Raw genomic sequence first — 22,229 nt, forward strand, 5'->3', positions numbered from 1 at the left:
ATGGGGCTATTCGATAAGCACCTGGCCTATCGCGATGCGTACAAGGCCATCCAGCAAGCGGGCGCCGATCCTTTCAAGGTTCGCTTCGACGCCGTGATCTCGCCGACCGAGGGCGTCGTCGAGGGTCGCCCGACGATCCTGCTCGGCACCAACAACTATCTGGGCCTGACCTTCGACGAAGAGGCGATCGCCGCTTCGGTCAAGGCCGTCCAGGAGCGCGGCACCGGCACGACCGGCTCGCGTATCGCCAACGGTTCCTTCGAGGCGCACGTCGAGCTCGAGCAGGAACTGGCCAAGTTCTATGGCCGTAAGCACGCCATGGTCTTCACGACCGGCTACCAGGCCAATCTCGGCGTGCTGTCGACCCTGGTGGGTCGCGGCGACCACCTGATCCTCGACGCCGACAGCCACGCCTCGATCTACGACGGCTCGCGGCTCGGCCACGCCGAGGTCATCCGCTTCCGCCACAACGACCCCGAGGATCTGGCCAAGCGCCTGCGCCGCCTGGGCGACGCGCCCGGCGAACGCCTGATCGTGGTCGAAGGCGTCTATTCGATGATCGGCGACGTCGCGCCGCTGAAGGAAATCGCCGCCGTGAAGCGCGAGCTGGGCGGCTACCTGCTGGTCGACGAGGCCCACTCGATGGGCGTTCTGGGCGCCACGGGCCGCGGCCTGGCCGAAGCGGCCGGCGTGGAAGAGGACGTCGACTTCATCGTCGGCACCTTCTCCAAGAGCCTGGGCGCCATCGGCGGCTTCTGCGTCTCGGACATGGACGACTTCGACGTCATGCGCGTCGTCTGCCGCCCGTATATGTTCACCGCGTCGCTGCCGCCGGCCGTGGTCGCCTCGACCGTCACCGCCCTGCGCCGCATGGTCGAGCAGCCCGAGCTGCGCGACCGGCTGAACCGCAACGCCAAGCGCCTCTATGACGGCCTGACCGCCATGGGCTTCCATACCGGTCCCACGGCCAGCCCGGTCGTCGCCACGACCATGCCGGACCAGGAACGCGCCATCGCCATGTGGAACGCCCTGCTGCACGCGGGCGTCTATCTGAACCTGGCCCTGCCGCCCGCCACGCCGGACAGCCGTCCGTTGCTGCGCGCCAGCGTCAGCGCCGCGCATACCGACGAGCAGATCGACGCGGTCCTGAAGACCTTCGCCGAGATCGGCGCGGCCCTGGGCGTCATCGAGCCTCTGAAGCGCGCCCGCGCCTAAGGACGCTTGGTCCGTTGAAACGCAAACGCCCGGGCTCACGCCCGGGCGTTTTTTGCTTGTCAGCCTCGGCGGCTGTTCCAGACCTTCAGCAGCACGCGCGGCGCGGCCAGGATCGGATGGCGCTCGCGCCAGGGGGTGATCTCGATCGCGACGCCGGTGTGCCGCTGGATCTTCCAGGCGGCGTAGCGGGACGCGCCCTGGAAGGTGAAGGCGGCTTTCATCAGCCGCGCCACGTTCAAAGGCTTGCCCATCCGTTTGCGCGTCCGCCAGGCCTTCCGCCGGGCCGCGCGTTCGCCCTCGCTCATTGGCGCGCCCTGATCGGCCAGAGCGGCGTCCATGACGCGCTCATAGCGCGGGGGATCGAAGGCCAGGATCGACACCTCGCGACCCGACTTCTCGACGCGCAACTCGGCCTGATAGGTCTCGTGAAACAGCGCCGTCCACAGCGCGCCCGGCACCGCGCCGACCGGTCCGAGGGCCTGGGCGAAGCCGGCGGCCGTGCGGCACGCGTCCGCGACCGCGTCGATTACCGCGTCCCGGGCGCCGTCGGCGGCCCAGACCAGGGCGCTGGGCTGGACGAAGCGCGCCCAGATGGTCGTGTCCAGCCGCGCGCCCGCGGCGGCGGCCTGGAACTGCGCCACGGTCATGGAGGCGACCTTCGCCCTCAGGGTCGCGCCGGCGTGCTCGATCTCGTGATAGCTGACGTCGGGCCACAGGATGCGCGAGAAGACGCCGCGCCAGCCCTCCGGCGGCCGCGCGGTCAGCACGTAGTAGTCCAGGACGCCGGAAAGATCGCCCGTGCGCAGGATCGAGCCATAGAACAGGACCGCCCGCGCGCCGGGAAAGCGCGCCGCCAGCTCTCGCGCGAACGCGGCGATCGGCGCCGGCGTCGGCGTGGCGAGCTCCGCCGCGACGAGGTCACGCAAGCGGCTCATCCGACCAGGAACCTCAGCGAGGGCCCCAGACCGATCGTCAGATCGCCGCCCTCGAACACTTCGCCGTCCAGCACGAAAGGCGCGCCGCCGCCCAGGCTGACCAGTGATGGATCACGGCGGCGATAGCCCATGCCTTCCAGCTCCGGCTCGGCCTTGCCGCTCAGAACCAAGGGCAAGGCTTTGAGCAGCCGCCGGGGCGGCGCGTCGACATCGAGAACCTTAAGGCCCTCGCGCGGAGCGCCAAAGGGCTTGAGGCCGAACGGCAGGCGCTTTAGCGCCGTGGCCACCACGGCGAAACGCTCACCGTCTGGCTGAGCCTCGCCATCCAGGGACAGCCTGGCCGGCACGCCCTCGCGCCACTCGTGCCGCGCGCCTCCGAACACCGCCCCCGCGGCCGCGGACAGGATGGTCACGCCCACGGCCATGTTGTGGAAGAAACCGACCTTGTGCGCCTTTTGCGCCAGGCTGGTGGCCTTCACCACCGCGCCGACGCCAAAGAAGAAACCTTGCAGGCATGGCCGGCCATCGGACCAGCTGACCCGCAGCGGCGGACGCGACTTGACCCGCGGATCGGCTCGCCGCGCGGCGGCCAGGGCTTCATCCAGCCCCCAATCCTGAGGCGTGCCCAGATCGATGGCCAGGACATTGGTCTTGCCCGACGGCAGTACGGCCAGCAGCGGCAGGGTCTCGCCGAACGTATGGGGAAGCAGGCTGATCACGTCGCGAACCGTGCCATCCCCGCCGTCGATGACCAAGAGATCCAGGCCGTCGCGCGCGAAATCGTCCAAGGCGCCCCTCAGGGCGTCACGCCCACGCGGCTCCACCAGGCGCACGCCATCGGGGGGCAGCCCCGGGGGATGAACCCGATTGCCATGGCTCCTCGGATTGCGAACGACCCCGACGCGCGTCATGGCGACAGCCAGGACTGCGCGAAGCCGGTGCCCTCGGCCGAGGCTCCAGCACTTGAAGCGCGTGGCCGCGATCGCCATCCAATTTGCACGTCGCTACGCAAAGACAGACAAACCCCTTGAATCTCGCGGCGATTGATAAGCAGCTTCGCGCACTTCGACCAGAACGACCCGCATAGTCTTGACCACATACCGCATCGCCCACCTGTCCGACCCTCACCTGCCGCCGCCGCCTGGCGCTTTCGGCTGGAGAGACATTTTCACAAAACGTCTGATCAGCCGCATCGCCTGGCGCCGTAAGCGCAAGGTTCACCGGCCCGAAATCCTGGAAGCCCTGGTCGCCGACCTCAAGGCCGCCGCTCCCGACCATGTGGTGATCAGTGGCGATCTCACCAACTTTGCTTCGTACACGGAGATCGAGGCCGCTCGCGAGTGGCTAAGCGCGCTGGGCTCACCGGCCGACTTCACGGTCAGCCCCGGTAATCACGACGCTCTCGCGGGGCCGGGCGGCCCCGAACGCTTCGCGACCTGGACGCCCTGGCTGGGCGATACGGGCGAGGCCGCCTTCCCACGGATTCGGGTCAGAGGCCCGGTCGCGCTGTTCAACCTTTGCTCGGCCACGCCAACCGCGCCGCACCTGGCCACGGGCCGCCTGGGCGAGGATCAGCTCGCGCGCCTTGACGCGGCCTTGGCGGATCCGGCCCACGCTGACCTCTTCCGGATCGTGGTTCTGCATCATCCGCCGACCCGAGGCGCCGTTTCGCGGCGCAAGGCGTTGGACGACCAGGAAGCCCTGCGCGCGGTGCTGAGCCGGCGCGGCGTCCACCTCGTCCTGCACGGCCACGCGCACGAAGCGCTGGTCGGCTCGGTCCCTGGGCCCGGGGGAACGGCGATCCCGGTGCTGGGCGCGCCCTCGGCCTCGGCCCCCGCGAGCGGCCATTCGCCGGCGCGCTGGCACGCGATCGAGATCGAGCGCCGCCCGGGCGGCGGGTTCCAGGCCAGGATCGTGGTCCGCGGACTTCGGCCGGGCGCCGCCGGCGTCGCGGAACTGGGCCGCTATCGCCTTTCGGACGTGGATCAGCGCGGATAGCGCATCTTGATCCTGATGACGTTGTCGCCAGGCTTCACGGTGAAACGGGCCGCGTCGAACGAGGGGACCGCGAACTTGGTCACCGCGTCGTTCGAGAACCCATAGCCTTCGACCGGAACGCCCTGAGCCCCTCGATCGAAGTCCTTGTTATTGTTGGCGTCGTGATAGGCGAACACCGCGTAGACATCGGGACCCGGCAGGTTGAAGCAGGCTTGGGTCATCGGAGCCGCGGTTCGCACGCGCAGCCGCGCCACCTTGCCGCGAGGGGCCAGGAACCGGTCGGGATTCGACGGAAAGATCGTGACCACGACCTGGCCAGCGTCGGAGCGGAGCGCCCCGACCTGGACGACGAGACGCGTTCCGGTCTTGCGTCCCACGCAATCCTTGTCCGCCACGGTAATCGGCGCCGGAGCGACGCCCTCCGACCTCGCCGGCCCAACCGCCGCCCACGCCAGGATCATCGCGCCCACGAGAACGGATCGTGCTTCCATGTAAAACGCCAGGTCCCTATTGTTACGCACGGGCGACATAGGCCCTCGGTTCCGGCTTACTCATGACCAATCCCACCGCACCGGCGTCCGGCCGTCCCCGTTTCGAGATCGCGGACACCCATGGCAAGCCGATTTTCGCTCGTCTAGCGCAACCGATGTTTGGGCGTTTGGTCTCGATGTGCCAGGAAGCCGCTCAGGCCCTCCAGAACATGAGTCTCGCCGCCTTGACGTCCATGATGGTCGATGACGACGCTCTTTGCCACGCGCTTTCGCGCCGGAGGAGCGACCATGGCCGTTTCGCCTCCCCGATCGGGAGCCCGGCATGAGCGCCGCGAGGTCTGGCGCGGCCGAGATGTCGTTCGGTCTCCGTCTTCTGGACCGCTATCTGCTGCGCCTCTTGATATGGCCGCTATTGGGCTGCCTGGGCGTCACCGTCGTCGCCCTCTTGCTTGAACGGATCTTGCGGCTCCTGGACGAGCTGTCCCAAAGCAGCGCCCGCTTCGGCTATGTGACCCAACTGGCCGCCAATCTGACGCCGCACTATCTGGGCCTGGCCTTGCCCGTGGCCTTCTTCGTGGCGCTGTTCATCGTCATCGCGCGCCTGTCCGACGGCTCGGAGATCGACGCCCTGCTGGCCAGCGGCCAGTCGCTGGAGCGGATCGCCGCGCCCTTTCTGGCCGTGGGCGTCGCGCTCAGCATCTTCAGCTTCGTCGTGTTCGGCTACCTGCAGCCCTACAGCCGCTACACCTTCCGGGCCGTGATGCACGCGGCCGTCAACGCCGGCTGGAACGGGCGCCTGGCCGGCGGCGCCTTCATCGACGACAAGGGCTCGCTGATGACCGCCGACAGCGCAGACATGAGCGGTCAGCGGCTGACCCACGTGTTCATCCGCCGTCTGGACCCGCGCGGCCACGAGGAAATCATCACGGCCGCCACCGCCGACCTGAAGATGGATCCTTCAGGCAAGACCGTGACCATGGACCTGAGAAACGGCCGCCGCATCGGCATCGACGTCAACGGCGCCTACCGGAACCTGGCCTTCACCAGCCTGACGACCCAGACTCCGTTGGCGGCCGCCGCGGCCCTGCTGCGCGATCGGGGCGGCGACGAACGCGAACTGACCATGGGCGAGCTTTCCCAGCAGGCCAGGTCGGCCCATCCCGTCGTCTCAAAGGGCACGCTGATGGGAGAATATTACGGGCGCCTGGCCCGGGCGGCGTTCCTGCCCTTCCTGCCCCTGCTGGCGTTCCCGCTGGGCCTGGCGGCCAAGCGCGGCAATCGCGCGCCGGGCCTGATCATGGCGGGCCTGCTGCTTCTGGCTTTCCAGCACGCCCTGCTCTTGGGCCAGGGCCTGGCCAAATCGGGCAAGCTGGCGCCCTTCCCCGCCATCTGGATCCCGTTCGCGATCTTCGCGGGCCTGGGGGTCTGGCTCTTTGTCGGCAGCCGCACGCGCCCCGGCGACACCCCGGTCTCGCGTCTGGTCCGGCGCATCAACAATCTGGTCGCGCGCGTGGTCCGCGCCCTGCCCCAGCCTAAGAAGCGGAAGGCCGCATGAAGCTGCAGCTCTATGTCCTGCGGACCGTCGCCATCCAGATTTTCGCCGCGGCGCTGATCCTGATGTCCATCCTGCAGATCCTGGATCTTCTGGACGTCACGTCCGACATCCTCGATCGCGGGCTCGGCGTCGCGGGCGTGGCCTACTACGCCGCTCTGCGGCTGCCGCGCCTGTTCGAACAGGTGGCGCCGATCAGCGTGCTGGCCGGCGGCCTGTTCGCCTTCTCCGGCCTGGCCCGCGAAAGCGCCATCGTCGCCATGCGCGCCAGCGGCATCTCGGGCTATCGCATCGTCGGCATGGCCGTGCCCGCCGCCGTGGCGGTCATGTTGCTGGACGTGCTGTGCGCCCAGGTCCTGGCCCCGCGCGCCGATCCGGCCCTGGCGGACTGGTGGAAGAACACCACCCCGGTCGCCGAACGCAAAACACCCGCCCCGCGCACCTTCCGCGCCGGCGGCGACCTCGTCACGGCGGCGCAGGCCTCGGCCGACGGCCGCGAGCTCAGCCAGATCACCATCTATCGTCGCGACGCCAAGGGTCTGCTGACCGAGAAACTGGAGGCCCCGAGCGCCCAATACCAGCCCGGGGGCGGCTGGATGTTGCGGCAGCCCAAGACGACCCGCTTCACCGGCGAGATCGCCCAGACTTCGACGGCCGACTCGGCGCGGTGGCAAAACCGGCTGAACCCTCAGGATGTTCAGGGCCTGTTCGGCGGCGACGCCCTGCCCACCGCCGCCTCCGCCCGCCGGGCGCTTGAGAACGGCGGCTCGGATCGGCCGGAAAGCTTCTACGCCACGCACCTGCAGGCGGCCTTCGCCAACCCCTTCGTGGCCCTGGTCATGCTGCTGCTGTCCGCGCCCGTGGCCCTGGCCAATTTCCGAAGCGGTCAAGGCGCGATCCTGCTGACGGGCGGTCTGGCGGCTGGCCTGCTGTTCCTGGTGGCCAACGGCATGTTGACCGCGCTTGGCGAGTCCGGCGCCCTGTCCCCGTTCCTGGCCGTCTGGGCCGCTCCCGCGATCTTCGGCGCCCTCGCCGTCCGCACCTTCTTGGCCCTGGAGGGGTGATGCCTTTCGACTCCGCGAACGCCGACCTGACCATCGTTCCGGTCGGTACGCCCGATGAACTGAAGCGCTTCATCGCGCTGCCCGCGCGGCTGAGCGCCAAGGACCGCAACTGGATCACCCCGCTGATCATGGAGCGGACGGAGGCCCTGTCACCCAAGACCAACCCGTTCTTCGACCACGCCGAGGTCCAGATGTTCCTGGCCACGCGGGGCGGACGGGACGTTGGGCGGATCAGCGCGCAGATCGACCAGCTGACCCCGCAGCCCGCGCCGGGCCGCCTGGACGGCCACTTCGGCATGATCGCGGCCGAGGACGACCCGGCCGTGTTCCAGGCGCTGTTCCGCGCCGCCGAGGATTGGCTGCGCGCGCGAGGCCGCACCCACGCCCTGGGCCCGTTCAACCTTTCGATCAACGAAGAGGTCGGCCTGCTGGTCGAGGGGTTCGACACCCCGCCCATGGTGATGATGGGTCACGACCAACCCTATGTCGGCGGCCGCGTCGAGGAGCAGGGCTACGTCAAGGCCAAGGATGTCTTCGCCTATATCGCCGACGAGAACGGCGACATCCCGCCCATCGCCCAACGTCGGGTCGAACGCGGCCTGCCGAAAGGCGTGGTGCTGCGCCAGCTGGACATGAGCCGCTATGACGAGGAAGTCGAAACCCTGACCGACATCCTCAACGACGCCTGGAAGGATAACTGGGGCTTCACCCCGACAACCGAGGCCGAGACCCGCCAGCTGGCCAAGGCGCTGAAGCAGGTGATCGACAAGCGGCTGACCTGGTTCGCCGAGATCGATGGCGAACCGGCCGGCTTCCTGGTCTTCCTGCCCAACGTCAATGAGGCCATCGCCGACCTCGACGGCAAGCTGCTGCCGTTTGGATGGGCCAAGCTTCTGTGGCGGCTGAAGGTCAAGCGCGTGAAGTCGGCCCGCATCCCGCTGATGGGCGTCAAACGCAAGTTCGCCACCAGCCAGCGGGGCCGCATGTTGCCGTTCTGGATGATGAAGGCCGGTCGCGACGCGGCGGTGGGCCTGGGTTACAACAGGTTCGAGATTTCGTGGGTGCTCGAGGACAACACCCCGATGACCCGCATCGCCGAGGCCGTGGGCGGGGTGAAGTACAAGACCTATCGCGTCTACGAGAAGGCGTTGTGAGGCAAGGCGTTGAGCGCCCGTTCAACGTCCTGATCCTGGCGGGGTCGCGCGGCGGCGAGGTTGATCCCGTCGCCGCCTACGCCGCCGTCGCCCACAAGGGCCTGATCATGCTGGAGGGCCGCACGCTCCTGGCGCGTGTCCTGGACGCCGCGCGCGGCGCGGGCGCGGCGTGCATCGGCGTGTCGGCGAATGACGAAGCCATCCGGGCGGCCCTGGCCGGGACGGACGTCAGGCTCCTGCCGACCGCCGCCGGGCCTAGCCAGAGCGTCCAGGACGCCGCCGGCCAGCTGGGCTTTCCGCTGCTGGTGACGACCGTCGACCACGCCCTGCTCCGATCGGACTGGATCCGCCAGTTCCTGGCCGACACCCCCGACTTCGCCAACGCCGCCGTGCTGCTGGCGCCCGAAGATCGCGTCCGCGACGCCGCGCCCGGGACCCAGCGGACCTATCTGAAGTTCCGCGACGGCCGCTATTCGGGCTGCAACCTCTTCCTGCTGCGCGACGAGGCCGCCATGGGCGTGGTCCAGCTGTGGCGAAAGGTCGAGGCGCTGCGCAAGCAGCCCTGGAAGATCGCCGCCATGCTGGGGCCTGGCTTTCTGGCGCGCTACCTGCTGGGCCTGCTGACGCTGGACCAGGCCGTGGCGCGCCTGGGCAGGCTGGCCGGCGTCCAGGCGGCGGCGGTTCGCGCTCGCGACGGTCGGGCGGCCATCGACGTCGACAAGCCCGCCGATCTCGACTTGGTCCGCCAGTTGGTCGAAGAGGCCTGACGAACCGTCCCGCCTCGCGCCGGCCACGTGCGGGATGCTATAATCTGTGGACCGTTAGCTCGGGTTAAGGTCGACCTCTTCCGGAAACTGAACCATTCCACCATATGGCCATTGTCACTTTCAGGGTTTGGGCGGGGGCCTCGAGACCAGTTCTTACGGAGGCGTCGTGCAACTCGCCGAGAGATCGATCCGTCACCCCACGGAACAACGCCCCGCCGAGGGCCTGCGCCTGGCGCTGTTTTCCGGCAATTACAACTACACGCGTGATGGCTGCAATCAGGCCTTGAACCGTTTGGCCGGCTTCATGATCGAGGCCGGAGCCCAGGTGCGCGTCTATTCTCCGACCACCCGGACGCCGGCGTTCGAGCCGATCGGAGACCTCGTCTCGGCGCCCTCGATCGGCGTGCCCGGCCGCGGGGAGTACCGTCTGGCGCTGGGCCTGACCCCGGCGCTGCGCGACGACCTCAAGCGCTTCAAGCCAACCCTGATCCACCTTTCGGCCCCCGACCTGCTGGGCGTCCAGGCCGGTCGCTGGGGCCGGCGGCGCGGCCTGCCCGTGGTGGCCAGCCTGCATACGCGGTTCGAGACCTATCTTTCCTATTACGGTCTCGACTGGCTGCGCCCCAGCGCCGAACGCTATCTGGACGGCTTCTATCGCGCCTGTGACCGCGTGCTGGCGCCCAACGCGCCGCTGGCCGAGCTGCTAGGCGAGCGCGGCATGGGCCACCGGGTCCGTGTCTGGGGACGCGGCGTCGATCGCCAGCGGTTTTCGCCGGCGGGACGAGACACAGCCTGGCGTCGGGCGATGGGCATCGGCGACAGCCAGGTCGCGGTCGCCTTCCTCGGCCGCCTCGTCATGGAAAAGGGCCTGGACGTCCTGGCCGAAACCCTGAACCTGATGCGCGACCAACCCATCCGACCTCTGATCATTGGCGACGGCCCGGCCCGCGAGTTTCTGCGATCGCGGCTGCCGGACGCGGTCTATACCGGCCATCTGGACGGCGAGGCCTTGGGCCGCGCGGTCTCCAGCGCCGACGTCCTGTTCAATCCCAGCCTGACCGAGGCCTTCGGCAACGCAAGCCTCGAGGGCATGGCCGCCGGCCTGGCCGTGCTTTGTCCGCGCGCGCCCTCGACCAGCGCCCTGATCACCGACGGCCAGGACGGCGTGCTGGTCGATCAGCCCAACGCCAGCGCCTACGCGGCCGCCCTGCAAGGCCTGATCGACGAGCCGATGCGTCGCCTGCGGCTGGGCCGAGCGGCGCGCAATTCCAGCGCGCGCTACGACTGGCGCGAGATCAGCGGCAGCGTGCTGGATGTCTATCGCGAGCTTGGCGCGGTTTCCGATCGACGCGCGCGCACGGCCGCATGACGATCGAACAGGCGGGGCAAGACGTCGCCAAGCCGACGCCCTGGCGCGGCTGGCTGCTGACCATCGGGGTCGCCCTGCTGGCGGTCCTGCTGGCGACCCACGGCGTGGGCGCGGTGCGCGAGATCGTTCTTCAGGTCGGCTGGCGGGCTGTGCTGGTGGTCGCCGCGCACCTGCCCGTCACCCTGCTGGCCACGGTCGGATGGGCGGTGCTGCTGCCGCCAGGACGCCGCCCCTCCCTGAGCTTCCTGTTCCGCCTGCGCTTGATCAAGGAGGCGGTCAACGCCCTGCTTCCCGTCGCCCAGGTCGGCGGTGACGTCGTTCGCGCGAGGCTGGCGGCGCGAAATGGCCTGACGGGGGCGGAGTCCGCGGCGGCGGCCGTGGTGGACGTGCTGGCCAGCACGGTGGGCCTGGCGTTGTTCATCCTGACCAGCCTGATCGTGGCCATGCTCGTGTTGCATGACTCGCGCCTGGCCCAGGCGGGGCTGGCCGTGATCGCCATCGTCGCCGCGCTGGGCCTGACCCTCTTCGCCGCCCATAGGGCCGGTCTCCATCGACGCCTGGGTCAGTTTTCCCGGCGTTGGACCGCCATGGCCGAACGGATCGGGGAACTGGGCGAGGCCTTCCGAGCCATCGGCCGGCAGCGCCGACAGATCGTCGCTTCCTGGGCCTGGCACCTGGCCGCCTGGGGCGCGGGAGCTCTGGAGACCTATGTCTCGATGTGGGCGCTGGGTCTGGCCCCCTCGCTGACCCAAGCCTTGATCGTGGAAGGCCTGGCCCAGGCGGCCAAGGTCGTCGGCTTCGCCATTCCCGGCGCCCTGGGCGTTCAGGAGGGCGGCTATCTGCTGCTGGGCGGCGCCTTGGGCCTCGCGCCGGACCAGGCCATGGCCCTCTCCCTGCTGCGCCGACTGCGCGAGCTGACGCTGGGCGGCGTCGGCCTGGTGCTCTGGCGGACGACCAAACCCGCCGCTTGAGCGCGTTAGAGCCAGCCGTTGGATCGCGCGATCCGGCCGGCCTCGACCCGATTGGCCGCGCCCAACTTCTGAGCCGCCTCGGAGAGGTAGTTGCGCACCGTTCCGGGCGAGAGGTCCAGGATGTCGGCGATGTCCTTGTTCGAACGCCCCTCCTCGGCCAGCCGCAGGATTTCGCGCTCGCGGTCGGTCAGCGGATCTGGCTGAGCGTCCCAGATGGCCTCGGACAGCTCTGGCGCGATGGCGCGGCCGCCAGCGGCGACCGTGCGCACGGCGGCGGCCAACACGCTGGCAGGACCGTCCTTCAACAGGTAGCCCTTGACCCCCGCCTCCATGGCGCGACGCAGGTAGCCTGGCCGACCAAAGGTGGTGACGATCAGCACGCGCGTCGCCGCCGCGTCCGCCTTCAGGCGCGTGGCGACATCGATCCCCGTCAGATAGGGCATCTCGATGTCGGAGATCAGCACGTCGGGCTTCTCGGCGCGCACCAGTTCCAGCGCCTCGCCGCCGTCCGCAGCCCGGCCGACGACCTTGATATCCCCTTCCAGTTCCAGAAGGGCGCTCAGCGCGCCCAACACCATCTTCTGGTCTTCGGCGATGACGACGCGGATCACTGCACAGCCTCCAAGGGCGCGGCGGCGACCAGTTGGGTGCCCCTCTTGTCGGATTTGATCTCCAGCGCCCCGCCGATCGCGGCCAGCCGCGCGCGCATTCCCTTCAGGCCGGAGCCCTCGACCAGACGTCCGCCCTTGCCATTGTCGATGATGCTGAGGACCAGGTTCGAGGCGCTGGGCCGCAGGCTGATCTCGCAGCGCGTGGCGCCGGAATGGCGGATGACGTTGGTCACCCCTTCGCGGAGGGCCATGGCCAGCACCGCCTCCTGGCCCGGATAGCCGTCGATGGTCACGGTCGAGATCTCGGCGATGATGCCCGCCGCGGTGAGCGCGTGACGCGCCTTGTCCAACTCGAACGCCAGGGAAGCGCCCTTCATGCCGACGACGGCGACACGGACTTCGGACAAGGCCTCGCGCGCGGCGGCGGCCACGGCCTGCATCTCGCGCTCGGCCGCCTCGGCGTCTCGGCGGACCAGTCGGGCGGCCAGCTCGGCCTTGACGGCCACCAGGGTCAGGGTGTGGCCCAGAAGATCGTGCAGGTCGCGAGAGATCCGCTCGCGCTCGGCCATGGTGGCCAGGGCCCGAACCTCCTCGTGCGCGACGGACAGTTCCTGGTTCTTGCGCTCGACATCCGCCTGCATCAGAGCGCCGAAGCCCGTGATGGCGCCGAAGATCAAACCCGCGAGCCAATTGGGCCAGGCATTTCGATCGAGCCAGAGACCGACGAGCAGCAGCAACACCTCCAGCGCCACCATCGTCTGGACCGCCCGCCGCCGGGGCATGAGCCGGGCGGCGAAGGACATCGAATAGATCGTGTAGACGCTCCAGCCGGTGTAAAATGGCGAAAGCGACACCCCGATCCCGAAGATCGCCAGCACCTGCCACAGATGGGGCCGGCCGTTCTGACGCCAGATCTTCCAGAAGAGCGCCAAGAATCCCGCCGCCGCCAGGCAGGACGCGACAACTTCGAACGTTCCGGGTTTTCGGAAGAGCCAGCCGACGAAGTAAAATGGCAGGTAGGACAGGAACAAAAGGCTCCAGCGACGCCGGAAACTATGACCCGGCGTCGCCAGCGTGTCGGGCTCCGACACGCTGGCTTGGCTTTTCCGGAGGCTCGCGGTCTCTTGGTTCATGCTGGCGATGTCGCGCGCGGTCCCGGGCATGGTCAAGCCGCTTGCCGGCGCCATGCGATCCGCGAACCGATCACGGCGGCCACGGCGATGGCGACCAGGACCGAGAGGTGGCCTTGCACGTCCGCCATCGGCTTCAGCCCCGACAGCATCAGCGACAGCTGGCCCAGGTGATACGACGGGGTGACCTCGGCGATATGGCCGATCCAGGACGGCATGACGTCCAGGGGGATCCACAGGCCGCCGAACAAGCAGAAGGCCAGGAACAGCAGGTTGGCGAAGGCCGTCGCGCCCTGCGAGCCCAGACGCAGGCCGAGATTCAGGCCGATCAGGGCGAACAGCACGGCCGAAACCAGCCCCAGGCTCAAAGTCGCCGCCCAGCGCCAGGGCGTCATGACCACGCCGCCGAAATAGGCCATCACGCCCAGCAGGCCGACGGCGAGGCCCACCAGGGCCAGGGCCGCCGCCAGCCGTCCCAGCAGATAGGCGCCGGCCGGCAGCGGCGCGATCTGCTTGAGTTCGATCAGCTTGGCCTCGCGCTCGGCCGCCACCGCCGCGCCGAAGCCGAACATGGCCGGCGCGATCGACGCGAAGATCACATAGTTGGCCAGCATGGCGTGCGCCGCCTCCTCATGGCCGTGGCTCAGACCCAAGCCGATGACGCCGTAAAACAGCAGCGGCAAGGCCAGGCTGGGGATCAGGAATTGCGGCGTCCGCCAGGTCGACAGGATCTGGGTGCGGGCTTCTCGGCCGTAGACGGCCAGGGTGTGAAAGAGCGACATCTCAGGCGGCCTCGATCTGGCGTTGGGTTTGGGGGAATGCGGCGCCGGTCTGGACCAGACGCGTGACGGCGTCCTCCAGCGAGGCGCCGGAGACGGTCAGGTCGTCGATCGTCTCGTCGCGCGCCAGCAGCTCGCGCAGGGTGGCCGGCGCCGAGGAGGTCAGCAGAGTGACGCGGCCGCCGTCGCGACTGACGCCCGTGACATGCGCCAGAGCCGACAGGTCGCCGTCCGACAGCCGGGTGCGACAGCGGATGGCGACGCCGGAAACGCGGGCCTTGATGGCCTCGGGCGATCCATCGGCGATGACCCGCCCCTTGTCGATCACGACGATGCGGTCGGCCAGGGCCTCGGCCTCGTCCAGGTGGTGGGTGGTCAGCAGCACGGCCGCCCCCCGGGCGATCTCGCCTCGCACGGCGGTCCACAGCGCGCGGCGGGCGTCGATGTCCATGCCGGTGGTCGGCTCGTCCAGAACCAGCAGGTCCGGGCGGCCGGCGATGGCCAAGGCGAACTGCACCCGGCGCTGCTGGCCGCCGGAAAGAGCGCCGCAGCGGCGACGCTCAAGGCCTTCCAGGCCAGCGAGGCGGATGATCTCGTCCAGCGGACGCGGCTTTGCATAGTAGCCGCGAAATAGCGCGATCTGCTCGCGGACGGTCAAGGTGCGCGGCAGGCCAGCTTCCTGCAACATCACCCCAAGGCGGCCGCGGGCTTCGAGGTCATGCGGATCGACGCCAAACAGCCGAGCCTCGCCCGCGTCGGGGCGCAGACGGCCGGTCAGCAGGGCGACGCTGGTGCTCTTGCCCGCGCCATTAGGGCCCAGCAGGGCGACGCACTGGCCGGGACGGATGGCGAGATCCAGGCCGTCCAGGGCCAGGGTCTTTCCGCGCCGCTTGATCGTCTTTTGCAGCACCGCGATCGGCGGCGCGTAGGTTCCGGGTGACATGTGTTTGGCTCCCTCAGTGTGAAGCCAACATGCCGCCGCCAAGCGCGGCCCATCAGTGTCGCCCGTCAGGAGGCCGGCATGACAAACGTCACCTCACCGGGCCACGCGCTCGTCGAGCCTCCGCGACGACGCGCCGCGCCCACGCTCCGTCCGCTTTCGAAGCCCGACCTTGGAGCCGCCGCCGGACCTGATACGAATGGGATTCGACGCTGAGTCCTCGGAGGGGCGGTCCATGCACACGCGGAGAATTCTGGTCACGGGCGGGGCGGGCTTCGTCGGCTCGCACCTTTGCGACCGGTTGCTGGACAGCGGCGCGGAGGTGCTGTGCGTCGACAACTATTACACCGGCTCGCGCCTCAACGTGGCGCAGAACCTCTCCAACCCGCGCTTCGAGCTGCTGCGCCACGACGTGACCATGCCGCTCTATGTCGAGGTCGATCAGATCTATAATCTGGCCTGCCCGGCCAGCCCGGTGCACTACCAGTTCGACCCGGTGCAGACGACCAAGACCAGCGTCCACGGGGCCATCAACATGCTGGGCCTGGCCAAGCGGGTGAAGGCCAAGATCCTCCAGGCCTCGACCTCGGAGGTCTATGGCGACCCCACCGTCCACCCGCAGGTCGAAAGCTACTGGGGCAACGTCAATCCGATCGGCCTGCGCTCTTGCTACGACGAGGGTAAGCGCTGCGCCGAGACCCTGTTCTTCGACTACTGGCGCCAGCACAAGCTACGCATCAAGGTGGCGCGGATCTTCAACACCTACGGGCCGCGGATGCACCCGAACGACGGACGTGTGGTGTCGAACTTCATCGTCCAGGCCTTGAAGGGCGAGGACATCACCCTTTACGGCGACGGCAACCAGACCCGCTCGTTCTGCTATGTCGACGATCTGGTCGACGGCCTGATCCGGCTGATGAACACCGGCGACGAGGTGACGGGACCGATCAATCTCGGCAACCCGGTCGAGTTCACCATAAAGCAGTTGGCCGACCTGGTCCTGGAGCTGACGGGCAGCAGATCGGCGGTCGTCCACCGTCCCCTGCCCTCCGACGACCCCCGCCAGCGCCAGCCCGACATCACCCTGGCGAAACAGCTGCTCGACTGGACCCCCACCGCGCCGCTGAAGGTCGGCCTGATGAAGACGATCGAATATTTCGACGGCCTGCTGAAGGCGGCCTGATCCGAGCGAGCCTAGCCTTAGCGCTTGCGGAACAGGTCGGACTCCGGCCCGTCATTGCGCCGGCCGAGCCAGCCCATCCAGAAGTGGGCGTAGTCGCGCAGCATGTCGCGCGGCACGAAGAAGCCGTGGCGATAGGGTGTGTCCACGCCGATCGCCAGCTTGGGATCGGGATGGTCGCCGTACCAGGTGCCGAACAGGCGATCCCAGAGCGGCATGATCGCGAAGTGGCCGGTCGGATAGCTCATGTCCAGCTTGTGGTGCAGCCGGTGATGGTTGGGCGACTGGACCAGCCAGCGGCCGACGAAGCCCCAGTCGGACTCGATCCGCGAATGGATCAGGAAGCCGATGCCGACCACCAGCACGTTGACATAAATCATCACCTCGGGCGGCGCGCCCAGCACGGCCAGCGGCAGATTGACGATAAAGACCGCGGTGAAGGGCGCTGGATGCTGCCGCGCCGACGTCACCACGCTGAACTGCTCGGCCGAGTGATGGTAGCGATGAAGAGGCCAGAAGAGCCTCGTGTGATCCGTTCGGTGGGTCCAATAGTCGAAGAAGGTGTAGACCGCGAAATAAAGTGGGATCTGCGCCGCGAACGGCAGCGGCGGGGCCCCCAGGTTCACGCCGGTCGCGCGTTGGATCGCGTCATGGATCCAGCCGCCCGAAATCATCGACGCGCCCAGCAGCAGCAAGCGGCCCACCACGTCGAGAACATGGCCCTGACCCAGGATGAAGACGGCCAGGTCCGTCTTCATGGACGCCGTCGGCGCCAACACCAGCTGGCGCAGCGAACTGGCGTTCCAGCCGACCACGATGCTCTCGATCCATAGCGCCGTCGGCAGCAGCAGGAAGATCAGGAAGACATTGTTCAGGTGGTCGTGGAGCGGCAGGGTCTTGTGAACGATCGGCAGCACCAGTTGGGCTGGAACGACCTTCAGCGCGCCCCACCAGGCGCCGCTCGCCACGGCGACATAGGCCAGGAAGCCGATCACCAACGCCGGCCGCCCCACGCCCTTGGCGTCGAGAACGCCGGCGCCGATCTCGCTGGCGGGCCTGAGGACTGCAGGTTTCACGACGTCCCGCTCCATGGGTTGCAGGCCGCATAGATGGCGCGGCGCCGTTAAAACTTGGTGTGGCTCGAGCCTTCGCAAGGAGAAGGCGAGCGCCTCGGCGTCTTGCCCCGGCCGTTCCGCCAGCCTAACAGCCGATCATGAAGCGCCACGCGCCACTCATTGTCCTGCTTATGGCCGCTTCGGCGCCGGCGATCGTCCGCGCCCAGGAGGTCGAGGCGATCTCGGTCTGGGGGCGACGCGCCAACGAGATCGGCCGCGCGACCTCCGCCAGCGAAGGCAAGGTCTCATACAGCGATTTCGCCGCCCGACCGCTGCTACGGCCCGGCGAGCTGATCGAGGCCGTGCCGGGCCTGGCCGCCACCCAGCACTCCGGGGCGGGCAAGGCCAATCAGTACTTCCTGCGCGGCTTCAATCTGGACCACGGCACCGACCTGGCCGCCTCGCTGGACGGCGCGCCACTGAACCTGCCTAGCCACGGCCATGGCCAGGGCTATCTGGACCTGAACATCCTGACGCCAGAGTTCGTCCACGATATCAGCTTCCGGAAGGGCCCCTACGCGGCGGACAACGGCGACTTCGCCACGGCCGGAGCGGTGGCCTTCGACACCGCCGATCACCTGCACGGCGATGGCGTCCAGGCCTGGACCGGGGACCACGCCCACTATCGCGCGGTTGGATCCAAGGGCGTGACCGACAATGTCCTGGTCGCCGGAGACATCACCCGCTCACGCGGCGCCTGGTCGACGCCGGAGGACCTGCGAAAGATCAACCTCCTGGGGCGCGCCATGGTGCGGGGCTGGTCGATCACCGCCCTGGCCTATGATGCGAAGTGGAACGCCACCGATCAGATCCCCCGCCGGGCGGTCGAGGACGGGATGTTGGGACGGCTGGACGCCATCGACCCAACCGACGGGGGGACAACCTCGCGCTATATCCTGTCGGCCCGACGCCGCGACCTCCTGCGCGGCCTGGACGCTGTGGCCTATGTCCAGCGCTACAAGCTCGATCTCTATTCGAACTTCACCTACTTCCTCGAGGATCCGATCCACGGCGATCAGTTCGAGCAAGCCGACCAGCGCTGGATCTACGGCGGCTCGCTGACCAAGCGTTGGAGCCTGGGCGACGGCTGGAGCGCGCGGACGGGCGTCTCGGCCCGCGTCGACGACATCGGCAAGGTCGGTCTCTATCGCACCTCCGCCCGCGCGCGTCTGCGGACGGTGCGGCAGGACGCCCTGACCGAATGGTCCACCGCCGTCTGGGGCGAGGCCTCTCGGCGGTTTGGCAAGCTGGACGCCACCTTCGGCCTGCGCGCCGACGCCCTCGGCGCGGATGTCTCGGCCGGCGATCCGCGCAACGCCGGAACGGTGAGCGACGCCCAGCTCAGTCCGAAACTGGCCCTGGCCTGGCGCGTCTCCAGGACGTTCGAGCTCTACGCCGACGCCGGACGCGGCTTCCATTCCAACGACGCGCGCGGCGCGGTGATCACGGTCGATCCCGTCACCGGCGATCCGGCCCCGCGCGCGCCGCTGCTCTCGCCCACCGACGGCGCGGAGCTGGGTTTGCGCTGGAAACGGGGCGGCTTGTCGCTGACGGCGGCCGCCTGGACGCTGCATGTCGACAGCGAGCTCGTCTATGTCGGCGACTCGGGGTTCACCGAAGCGGCTGGCGCGACCCAACGCCGAGGCGTCGAACTGCTGGCCGACTGGCGTCCCACCTCGACCTTGAGCCTGACGGGATCCTGGGCGGGGACCCACGCCCGCTTCACCAACGGCGACCGCGTTCCCAACGCCGTCGACTCGGTGGTGAGCGCCGGCGCGACCTGGAAACCGCGCCCGACCTCGACCCTGTCGCTCACCTATCGCCGCCTGGGCGCCGCGCCGTTGATCGAGGACGATTCGGTGCGATCACGGCCCACCAGCCTGCTCAACGCGCTTATCGTCCAGGACATCGGCCGCGCCAGCCTGATGGTCGAGATCCTGAACCTGACCAACGGCAAGGGCGACGACATCGCCTATTTCTACGCCTCGCGCCTGCCGGGCGAACCGGCCGGCGGTGTCGACGACGTCCATTTCCACCCGGTCGAACCGCGCGCGCTTCGTGTCGGCTTGAAGATCAATTTGTGACGTTTGGGCGGAAAAGGGGGTGATTTTCCTCCTCGCTCCCGCCAAGCTCATCCTGGGGTATTCGTCAGGGTTCTGATCCGAGGGGCTTTCCAACTTGTCCAAGCGTTCCATCCGATACGCCGTCGTCGGCGTCGTCGCCGCCGCGCTCGCGGCTTCCACCGCCGCTCACGCCGACGCCATTCGCCAGACCAAGGCGCCCTTCGAGGACAAGTTCCGCCAGTTGGAAGGCGAGGACTGGCCCACGCCCACGGACTACCGCAACGCTTCGGGCGCCCCGGGCTATCGCTACTGGCAGCAGAAGGTCGACTACGACGTCGCCGTTCGCCTGAACGAAGACACCAAGACCCTGACCGGCCGCGAAACGATCACCTACCGCAACAATTCGCCCGACAGCCTGCCCTATCTGTGGCTGCTGCTGGACCAGAACGCCAAGCGCAACTCGATCGCCGAGATGACCGAGACGGTTTCGGGCGACAGCATCAGCCTCAACGAAATCCGCCGCATCCAGCGTTTCAGGGAATGGGAAGGCGGCTTCACGATCAAGTCGGTGAAGGACGCCTCGGGCCGGGACCTCAAGTTCACGGTGGTGGACACCCTGCTGCGCGTCGACCTGCCCCAGGCCGTCAAGGGCGGCGGCGGCGAGACCAAGCTCGTTATCGAATGGAGCCTGCCGCTCATCGAAAACAAGGTGATCGGCGGCCGCAGCGGCTATGAGTGCTTCACCGGCAAGGGCGAGGACGGCAACTGCATCTTCGAGGCCGCGCAGTGGTTTCCCCGCCTGGCGGTCTATTCGGACTATGAGGGCTGGCACAACAAGGCCTTCCTCGGCTCGGGCGAGTTCACCCTGGAGTTCGGCGACTATCGCGTCGCCCTGACCGTGCCGTCGGATCACGTGGTCTCGGCCACCGGCGTGCTCCAGAACCCGGCGGCGGTGCTCTCGCCCGCCCAGCGCGACCGCCTGACCAAGGCCCGCACGGCCAGCGAGCCGGTCTATATCGTCACGCCCGAGGAAGCCGTCGCCGCCGAGAAAAGCAAGGCCAAGACCGAGAAGACCTGGATCTTCCAGGCCAGCAACGTCCGCGACTTCGGCTGGGCCAGCTCGCGCAAATTCACCTGGGACGCCATGGGCGTGAAGCAGGCGGATCCGAAGGCCGAGCACCCCGTGGTGATGGCCATGTCGTTCTTCCCCAAGGAAGCGCGGCCGCTGTGGGACGCCTATTCGACCAAGTCGATCGCCCACACCCTGAAGGTCTATTCCGACTTCACCTTCCCCTACCCTTACCCGGTGGCTCAGTCGGTCAACGGCCCGGTCGGCGGGATGGAATATCCGATGATCAGCTTCAACGGTCCCCGGCCGGTGAAGGACAAGAAGACGGGCAAGCTGACCTATACCGACCGCGCCAAGTACGGCCTGATCGGCGTGGTGATCCACGAGGTCGGCCACAACTACTTCCCGATGATCGTCAATTCCGACGAGCGTCAGTGGACCTGGATGGACGAGGGCCTGAACAGCTTCCTGCAGTTCGAGGCCGAGAAGCAGTGGGACAAGAAGTTCCCCTCGCGTCGCGGCGAGCCCAAGAACATCGTCGAGTACATGGTCAGCCAGGACCAGGTGCCGCTGATGACCCAATCGGACTCGGTGATCCAGTTCGGTCCCAACGGCTACTCCAAGCCCGCGACCGCCCTGGTCATCCTGCGCGAGACCGTCATGGGCCGCGAGCTGTTCGACCGGGCCTTCAAGGAATACGCGACCCGCTGGCGCTTCAAGCACCCCACGCCCTATGACTTCTTCCGGACGATGGAGGAGTCGTCGGGCGTCGATCTCGATTGGTTCTGGCGCGGCTGGTTCTATTCGACCGACCATGTCGACATCGCGCTGGACAAGATTGTCCAGGGCCGCGTCGACAGCGGCGATCCGGACGCGGAAGCCGCCGTCCGCAAGGCCGAGCGCGCCAAGGAGCCGGAGTCGCTGACCGCCAGCCGCAACACCGGCAAGACGGTCGTGGAGCTGGATCCCAAGACCCGCGACTTCTACGACCAGACCGACGAGTTCGCGGTGTTCGACGGCGCCCGCAAGAAGGCCAAGGCGGCGCGCGAGGACCTGACGCCCGAGGAGCAGGCCGCCCAGGACTTCAAGGACAACCTCTATCGCTTCACGTTCCGCAACATCGGCGGCCTGGTCATGCCGGTGATCCTGAAAATGGACTTCACCGACGGCACGTCCGAGACCGTCCGGATCCCGGCGGAAATCTGGCGTCACAACGCCAAGCAAGTGACCTGGCAATACGTCTCGGCCAAGCAACTGAAGGGCGCCGAGCTGGATCCGCTGTGGGAAACCGCCGACGCCGACCGCGGCAACAACGTCTATGACGGTCCGATCACCCGGACGACCTTCAAGATGGCCAAGCCTCCGGAAGGCGGTAACCGGATGAAGGACGCCAACCTGGAGGTCGGTTCCGACAGCCTGGCCACGCGTCCGAGCGCCGAACCGAAGAAGGACGAAGGCTCAAAGTGATCCGGCGCGCGGCCGTCCTGATCGCGGCGGCGGGCCTGGCCCTCGCCCCGCTCCCGGCGGCCGCGCACCGCGGCCACGGCGCCCTGAGCGTCGTGGAGATCGACGCCAAGACCGGCGCGGTGACGGTCAGCCACCGCGTTCCGGCGCACGACGCCGAGCCGGCCCTGGCCGCCATCGCCCCCGACGCCCAGACCAGCCTCGATGATCCGGAGGCGGTCGAGGCGCTGAAACGCTACATGGCCAAGCGCTTCGATCTGACGGTCGCGGACAAGCCGGTCGCGCTCACGCTCAAGGATATGACACTCGGCGCGGACGAGGTCCGGTTCGAGTACGCCGGAAGTGTGGCGACCGCCGACGTC

General features: G+C 68.3%; 20 protein-coding genes. 12 read left to right on the forward strand and 8 right to left on the reverse strand.

Annotated elements, in window-relative coordinates:
- Positions 1–1,215: a serine palmitoyltransferase gene (gene spt, locus FCU40_RS07795; RefSeq protein ID WP_004619758.1), complete on the forward strand. Its 1,215-nt coding sequence runs from the start codon at positions 1–3 to the stop codon at positions 1,213–1,215.
- A 59-nt stretch (positions 1,216–1,274) separates the two neighbouring features.
- On the opposite strand, the gene FCU40_RS07800 is transcribed toward spt, so the two are convergent.
- Both FCU40_RS07800 and FCU40_RS07805 read right to left on the reverse strand, forming a co-directional pair.
- A complete protein-coding gene (locus tag FCU40_RS07800; RefSeq protein WP_168074136.1) occupies positions 1,275–2,150 on the reverse strand; it encodes a hypothetical protein in 876 nt (291 codons plus the stop codon).
- Complete coding sequence (locus FCU40_RS07805; RefSeq protein WP_168074138.1) at positions 2,147–3,061, reverse strand: diacylglycerol kinase family protein; 915 nt, start codon at positions 3,059–3,061, stop codon at positions 2,147–2,149. The genes FCU40_RS07800 and FCU40_RS07805 overlap by 4 nt, the downstream gene beginning before the upstream one ends.
- A gap of 178 nt (positions 3,062–3,239) precedes the next feature.
- Between FCU40_RS07805 and FCU40_RS07810 the strand changes: the two genes are divergently transcribed.
- A complete protein-coding gene (locus FCU40_RS07810; protein ID WP_168074140.1) occupies positions 3,240–4,148 on the forward strand; it encodes a metallophosphoesterase in 909 nt (302 codons plus the stop codon).
- Here FCU40_RS07810 and FCU40_RS07815 read toward each other — a convergent pair.
- Positions 4,136–4,639, reverse strand: coding sequence for a DUF2141 domain-containing protein (locus tag FCU40_RS07815; protein ID WP_035017279.1), 504 nt, complete (start codon positions 4,637–4,639; stop codon positions 4,136–4,138). The two genes, FCU40_RS07810 and FCU40_RS07815, sit on opposite strands and share 13 nt — an antisense overlap.
- 352 nt (positions 4,640–4,991) lie before the next feature.
- Here FCU40_RS07815 and FCU40_RS07820 point away from each other — a divergent pair, with 352 nt between their 5' ends.
- The 6 genes from FCU40_RS07820 to FCU40_RS07845 all read left to right on the forward strand — a co-directional run bounded on the left by FCU40_RS07820 (position 4,992) and on the right by FCU40_RS07845 (position 11,516).
- The gene (locus tag FCU40_RS07820) at positions 4,992–6,194 is read left to right on the forward strand and encodes an LptF/LptG family permease (RefSeq protein WP_168074173.1); all 1,203 of its coding nucleotides are present in this window, start codon (positions 4,992–4,994) and stop codon (positions 6,192–6,194) included.
- Complete coding sequence (locus FCU40_RS07825) at positions 6,191–7,255, forward strand: LptF/LptG family permease (protein ID WP_168074143.1); 1,065 nt, start codon at positions 6,191–6,193, stop codon at positions 7,253–7,255. Before FCU40_RS07820 ends, FCU40_RS07825 begins: the two co-directional genes overlap by 4 nt.
- A complete protein-coding gene (bcerS, locus tag FCU40_RS07830; RefSeq protein ID WP_168074145.1) occupies positions 7,255–8,409 on the forward strand; it encodes a ceramide synthase in 1,155 nt (384 codons plus the stop codon). The genes FCU40_RS07825 and bcerS overlap by 1 nt, the downstream gene beginning before the upstream one ends.
- The gene (locus FCU40_RS07835; RefSeq protein ID WP_168074147.1) at positions 8,313–9,176 is read left to right on the forward strand and encodes a nucleotidyltransferase family protein; all 864 of its coding nucleotides are present in this window, start codon (positions 8,313–8,315) and stop codon (positions 9,174–9,176) included. Before bcerS ends, FCU40_RS07835 begins: the two co-directional genes overlap by 97 nt.
- 166 nt (positions 9,177–9,342) lie before the next feature.
- Complete coding sequence (locus tag FCU40_RS07840; RefSeq protein WP_168074149.1) at positions 9,343–10,545, forward strand: glycosyltransferase family 1 protein; 1,203 nt, start codon at positions 9,343–9,345, stop codon at positions 10,543–10,545.
- Complete coding sequence (locus FCU40_RS07845; protein ID WP_168074151.1) at positions 10,542–11,516, forward strand: flippase-like domain-containing protein; 975 nt, start codon at positions 10,542–10,544, stop codon at positions 11,514–11,516. The genes FCU40_RS07840 and FCU40_RS07845 overlap by 4 nt, the downstream gene beginning before the upstream one ends.
- Before the next feature lie 5 nt (positions 11,517–11,521).
- Here the strand turns inward: FCU40_RS07845 and FCU40_RS07850 are convergent, their stop codons facing one another.
- Genes FCU40_RS07850 through FCU40_RS07865 form a run of 4 tightly spaced genes read right to left on the reverse strand, consistent with a single transcriptional unit; the run spans position 11,522 to position 14,979 of the window.
- The gene (locus tag FCU40_RS07850; RefSeq protein WP_168074153.1) at positions 11,522–12,127 is read right to left on the reverse strand and encodes a response regulator transcription factor; all 606 of its coding nucleotides are present in this window, start codon (positions 12,125–12,127) and stop codon (positions 11,522–11,524) included.
- Positions 12,124–13,290 (reverse strand): sensor histidine kinase, encoded by a 1,167-nt coding sequence (locus FCU40_RS07855; RefSeq protein WP_168074155.1) that lies wholly within the window; start codon positions 13,288–13,290, stop codon positions 12,124–12,126. The genes FCU40_RS07850 and FCU40_RS07855 overlap by 4 nt, the downstream gene beginning before the upstream one ends.
- A 2-nt stretch (positions 13,291–13,292) precedes the next feature.
- On the reverse strand, positions 13,293–14,039 hold the full coding sequence (locus tag FCU40_RS07860; protein WP_004619782.1) for an ABC transporter permease: 747 nt from the start codon (positions 14,037–14,039) through the stop codon (positions 13,293–13,295).
- A 1-nt stretch (position 14,040) separates the two neighbouring features.
- Entirely contained in the window at positions 14,041–14,979 is a 939-nt protein-coding gene (locus FCU40_RS07865; RefSeq protein ID WP_168074157.1) for an ABC transporter ATP-binding protein, read from the reverse strand.
- A gap of 232 nt (positions 14,980–15,211) precedes the next feature.
- On the opposite strand from FCU40_RS07865, the gene FCU40_RS07870 reads away from it, so the two are divergent.
- Positions 15,212–16,159 carry a UDP-glucuronic acid decarboxylase family protein gene (locus FCU40_RS07870; RefSeq protein ID WP_168074159.1) on the forward strand — a complete coding sequence of 316 codons (948 nt, stop codon included), beginning with the start codon at positions 15,212–15,214 and terminating at the stop codon, positions 16,157–16,159.
- A 17-nt stretch (positions 16,160–16,176) separates the two neighbouring features.
- Here FCU40_RS07870 and FCU40_RS07875 read toward each other — a convergent pair whose 3' ends face one another.
- Complete coding sequence (locus FCU40_RS07875) at positions 16,177–17,232, reverse strand: sterol desaturase family protein (protein ID WP_168074161.1); 1,056 nt, start codon at positions 17,230–17,232, stop codon at positions 16,177–16,179.
- A gap of 134 nt (positions 17,233–17,366) precedes the next feature.
- Here FCU40_RS07875 and FCU40_RS07880 point away from each other — a divergent pair, with 134 nt between their 5' ends.
- The 3 genes from FCU40_RS07880 to FCU40_RS07890 all read left to right on the forward strand — a co-directional run.
- Positions 17,367–19,355 (forward strand): TonB-dependent receptor, encoded by a 1,989-nt coding sequence (locus FCU40_RS07880; RefSeq protein ID WP_168074175.1) that lies wholly within the window; start codon positions 17,367–17,369, stop codon positions 19,353–19,355.
- Between the two features lie 94 nt (positions 19,356–19,449).
- The gene (locus FCU40_RS07885; protein WP_168074163.1) at positions 19,450–21,870 is read left to right on the forward strand and encodes a M1 family metallopeptidase; all 2,421 of its coding nucleotides are present in this window, start codon (positions 19,450–19,452) and stop codon (positions 21,868–21,870) included.
- A partial coding sequence (locus FCU40_RS07890; protein ID WP_168074165.1) for a DUF6702 family protein occupies positions 21,867–22,229 on the forward strand: 363 nt, incomplete at its 3' end. The genes FCU40_RS07885 and FCU40_RS07890, both read left to right, overlap by 4 nt.

The organism is Caulobacter sp. SSI4214 (genome assembly GCF_012184455.1).
Taxonomy (GTDB): Bacteria; Pseudomonadota; Alphaproteobacteria; order Caulobacterales; family Caulobacteraceae; genus Caulobacter; species Caulobacter vibrioides_E.